Consider the following 4,777-nt stretch of genomic DNA (forward strand, 5'->3'; position numbering starts at 1 on the left):
GCCGGTCACCGCCCACGGCAAGGTGGACCGCGACGCGCTGCCGGACCCGGAGTTCGTCAGCGGGGGCGGACGCGCGGCGGGCTCCCCGCAGGAGGAGATCGTGTGCGGCCTGTTCGCCGAGGTGCTCGGCCTGCCCGCCGTCAGCGCCGACGACGGCTTCTTCGACCTCGGCGGAGACTCCCTGCTGGCGATGCGGGTGGTCGTGCGGCTGCGCGAGGCCCTGGGCGCCGAAGTGGACATCGGGGACCTGTTCGCGGACCCCACACCGGCCGGGCTCGCCCGCGCGGCGGCCCAGGGCAGGCGCGCGCGGCCGCCCGTGGAGAGGACGACGCGGCCGGACGAGATCCCGCTGTCGTTCGGCCAGCGGCGGATGTGGTTCGCCAACCAGGTCGAACACGCGGGCGCCGCCTACAACATGACCCTGGCGGTGCGGCTGCGGGGACCGCTGGACGTGCCGGCCCTGCACACCGCGCTGGAAGACGTGGTGACCCGCCACGAGGTGCTGCGGACGACCTACCCCGACACGGACGGCGTCCCGCGCCAGCGGATCCTGCCCCCCGAGCGGGCGCCGGTCCCGCTCGTGCGCAGCCGCGTCACCGAGGACGAGTTGCCGGGTGTGCTGTCGGCGAGGGCGACACGGGAGTTCGCCCTCGCCGACGAACTCCCCTTCCACGCCGAGCTCTTCGACGTCGGCCCCGACGACCGGGTCCTGCTCCTCGTCGTCCACCACATCGCGCTGGACGGATGGTCGTCGGGGATCGTCGCCGCGGACCTGTCGACCGCCTACGCCGCCCGCGCGGCCGGACAGGCCCCGGCATGGCCGGACGAGCCGGTCCAGTACGCCGACTTCACGCTCTGGCAGCACCGCCTGCTCGGCGGCGACGGCGACGGGGACGAAGGCGGGGACCTGCTCACCCGGCAGCTGGCGTACTGGCGGGAGACACTCGCCGGAGCCCCGGAGGAGCTGCCGCTGCCGACCGACCGGCCGCGCCCGGCCGTGCCCAGCCACCGCGGCGGAACCGTCCGGCTGTCGCTGGGCCCGCGGACCCATGCGGCGCTGGCCGAGCTGGCCCGGCGGGAACGGGCGACGGTGTTCATGGTGGTGCACGCGGCGGTCGCGGCCATGCTGTCGCGGCTGGGCGCCGGCACCGACATCCCGATCGGCACGGTCACGGCCGGGCGGACCGACGCCAACCTGCGCGGGACCGTCGGGTTCTTCGCCAACACCCTCGTGCTGCGGACCGACCTCTCCGGGAATCCGGCCTTCGCCGAGCTCGTGCACCGGGTCCGGCGCACCGCCATCGACGCGTTCAGCCGCCAGGACCTGCCGTTCGACCAGCTCGTCGACGACCTGAACCCGGCCAGGTCGCTCGCCCGCAACCCGCTGTTCCAGGTCGCGGTGATCTTCCAGGACGCGCCCGAACCGTCCTGGGACCTGCCCGGCCTGCACGCCGAGCCGCTGCGCGTCCACGGCGACGCCGCCCGGGTCGACCTGTCGTTCGACCTCACCGAGCACCGCGCCGAGGACGGGGCGCCCGCGGGGATCGACGGCGACATCCACTACGCGGCGGACCTGTTCGACCACGCGACCGCGGACGCCGTCGCCGCCCGGCTGGCCGGCCTGCTGGAGCAGGTCGTCGCCGACCCGCAGGTGAAGATCGGCGACCTGGACGTGCTGACGGCCGCCGAACGCGAACTGCTGCGGCGGGCCAACGACACGGCCCGGTCCGTGCGGGCGGCGACCCTCGCGCGGCTGTTCGAGGAGCAGGCGGCGCGGGCCCCCGACGCCACGGCGGTCGTGTTCGAGGACCTGGAACTGAGCTACCGGGAACTGCACGCCCGCGCCGCGCGCCTGGCCCGCCACCTCATCGGCCTGGGCGCCGGGCCCGAGCGGCGCGTCGCCGTCGCCGTTCCGCGTTCGGCCGACCAGCTCGTCGCCATGCTCGCGGTGTCGCTGGCGGGCGCGGTGTACCTGCCGATCGACCCCCGCTATCCGGCGGAGCGGATCGCGTTCATGCTCGCCGACGCCCGCCCGGTCTGCGTGGTCACGACGGTGCGCCAGGCGGAGGCCCTCCCGGACGGCGCCGCACCCGCCGCGGTGGTCGCACTGGACGACCCGGACTGCGTCCGGGCGGTCGCGTCCCGCCCCGCCGGGCCGGTGACCGACGGCGAACGGCTCGCACCGCTCGACGTCCGCCACCCCGCCTACATGATCTACACGTCGGGATCGACCGGAACGCCCAAGCCGGTGCTGGTCACCCACGCCGGACTGGCCGGGCTGGCGGCCGACCAGATCGAACGGTTCGCCGTCGGCCCCGACGCCAGGGTGCTGCAGTTCGCCGCGCTCGGCTTCGACGCGGCGATCTCCGAGGTCTGCATGGCGCTGTTCGCCGGCGCGGCGCTCGTGCTGGCGGACCCCCGCGACATGCCGCCGGCGGCTCCGCTCGGCGAGCTGCTGCGCAGGCGGCGCGTCACCCACGTCACCCTGCCGCCCTCGGTGCTGGCGGCGGCCGCCGAGGACGGCGGACTGCCCGCCGAACTGGCCACCCTGGTCGTGGCGGGGGAGGCGTGCCCGCCGGCGCTGGCGGCGCGCTGGTCCCCCGGACGCCGGATGATCAACGCCTACGGGCCGACCGAGACCACCGTCTGCGCGCTGATGAGCGGCCCGCTCGCGGACGACGACCCGGTGCCCGTCGGGCGGCCGCTCCGCAACACCCGCGTGTTCGTGCTGGACGAGGCGCTGCGGCAGGTGCCGGTCGGCGTGGTCGGCGAGCTGTACGTCGCGGGCGACGGACTGGCCCGCGGCTACGGGGACCGCCCCGCGCTCACCGCCGAGCGGTTCGTGGCCTGCCCGTGGGGCGACGGCGAACGGATGTACCGGACCGGGGACCTGGTCCGCTGGACCCGCGCCGGCGACCTGGTGTTCGTCGGCCGCGCCGACGACCAGGTCAAGATCCGCGGCTTCCGCGTCGAACCCGGCGAGATCGAGGCGGTGCTGGCCGCCCACCCGCGGGTCGCGCAGGCCGCCGTGACCGTCCGCGAGGACCGGCCCGGCGACCGGCGGCTGGTCGCCTACGTGGTCGGCGAGGCCCGGCCGGCGGAACTGAAGGACTACGTCGCCGAGCGGCTCCCCGAGCACATGACGCCCTCGGCCGTGGTGCGGCTGGACGCGCTGCCGGTCACCGCCAACGGCAAGCTCGACCGGCGGGCGCTGCCCGCCCCGGACCACACCCCGGCCCCGTCCGGACGGCGCCCCGCCGACGCCGCCGAGGAGATCGTCTGCGGGCTGTTCGGCGAACTCCTCGGCCTGCGCGACGTGGGCGCCGACGACCGGTTCTTCGACCTCGGCGGGGACTCGCTGCTGGCGATGCGGCTGCTCGCCCGCCTGCGCACCGCCCTCGGCGTGGAGGTGCCGATCGGCGACTTCTTCGACGACCCGACCCCGGCGGCACTGGCCCGGCTGAGCAGGCGGGGCCGCGCGGTGCGCCCCCCGGTCGCAGGCACCGTGCGCCCGCCGAAGGTCCCGCTGTCCTTCGGGCAGCGGCGCATGTGGTTCCTCAACCGGCTGGAGGAGGCCGGCTCCGCCTACAACATGGCCCTCGGGGTGCGCCTGCGCGGCGAGCTGGACGTACCGGCGCTGCAGGCGGCGCTGCAGGACGTGGTGGACCGCCACGAGGTGCTCGGCACCGTCTACCCCGAGACCGACGGTGTGCCGCACCAGCACGTCCTGCCCCCGGAGCAGGCGCGCATCCGCCTGGTCACGGCCCGCGTCGCCGAGGAGGAGCTGGACGCGGCGGTCCGCGCGGTCGCCGGCCAGGGTTTCGAGGTGGGCAGCGAACTGCCCTGGCGGGTGATGCTGTTCGAGGTGGCCGCGGACGAGTGGGTCCTGCTGGTCGTGCTGCACCACATCGCGTGGGACGGCTGGTCGTCCGGGGTGCTGGTGCGCGACCTGTGCACGGCCTACGGCAGCCGGGTGCGCGGCGCCGAACCGCAGTGGGAACCCCTCGCCGTGCAGTACGCCGACTTCGCCGTGTGGCAGCGGGAGCTGCTGGAGCGGCACGGCGTCCTGGAGGAGGAACTGGCGTACTGGCGCAAGACGCTCGACGGCGTGGTCGAGGAGCTGCCGCTGCCGACCGACCGGCCGCGGCCCGCGGAGGCGTCCCACCGCGGCGACGTGGTGCCGTGGTCGATCCCCGCGGACCTGCACCGGCGCATGGCCGCACTGGCGGGCGACCAGGGCGTGACCGTCTTCATGGTCGTGCAGGCGGCGCTCGCCACTCTGCTGCACCGGATGGGCGCGGGGGAGGACATCCCGCTCGGCACGGTGACGGCGGGCCGCTCCGACGCGGTGCTGGACGACCTGATCGGATTCTTCGCCAACACGGTGGTGCTGCGCACGTCGCTGGCGGGCGACCCGTCGTTCACCGAGCTGCTGAACCGGGTGCGCGAGGTGGACCTGGAGGCGTTCGCCCACCAGGACGTCCCGTTCGAGCTCCTGGTCGAGGAGATCAACCCGGCGCGCTCCCTCGCCCGCCACCCCCTCTTCCAGGTGATGCTGACCGCCCTGCACTTCCCCGTCGAGGAATGGGAGCTGCCCGGCCTGACCGTCACCACCGAACCCGTCGCCCCCGACACCGCCGAGTTCGACCTCGTCTTCGGCGTCCGCGAACGCCGCACCGCCGACGGCGACCCGGCCGGAATCGAAGGCGAGGTGCTGTACGCCACCGACCTCTTCGATGAGAGCTCCGTGGTCGGTCTGGTGGAGCGTCTGGTGGCG

Annotated in this window: 1 protein-coding gene; it reads left to right on the top strand. The window is 75.2% G+C overall.

Features of this window, described 5'->3' with window-relative positions; all coding sequences use genetic code 11:
• The coding region (locus ABD879_RS32060) for an amino acid adenylation domain-containing protein (protein WP_345025536.1) at positions 1–4,777 on the top strand (4,777 nt) is incomplete at both ends.

It is taken from the genome of Actinomadura keratinilytica (genome assembly GCF_039539665.1).
Lineage (GTDB): Bacteria > Actinomycetota > Actinomycetes > Streptosporangiales > Streptosporangiaceae > Spirillospora > Spirillospora keratinilytica.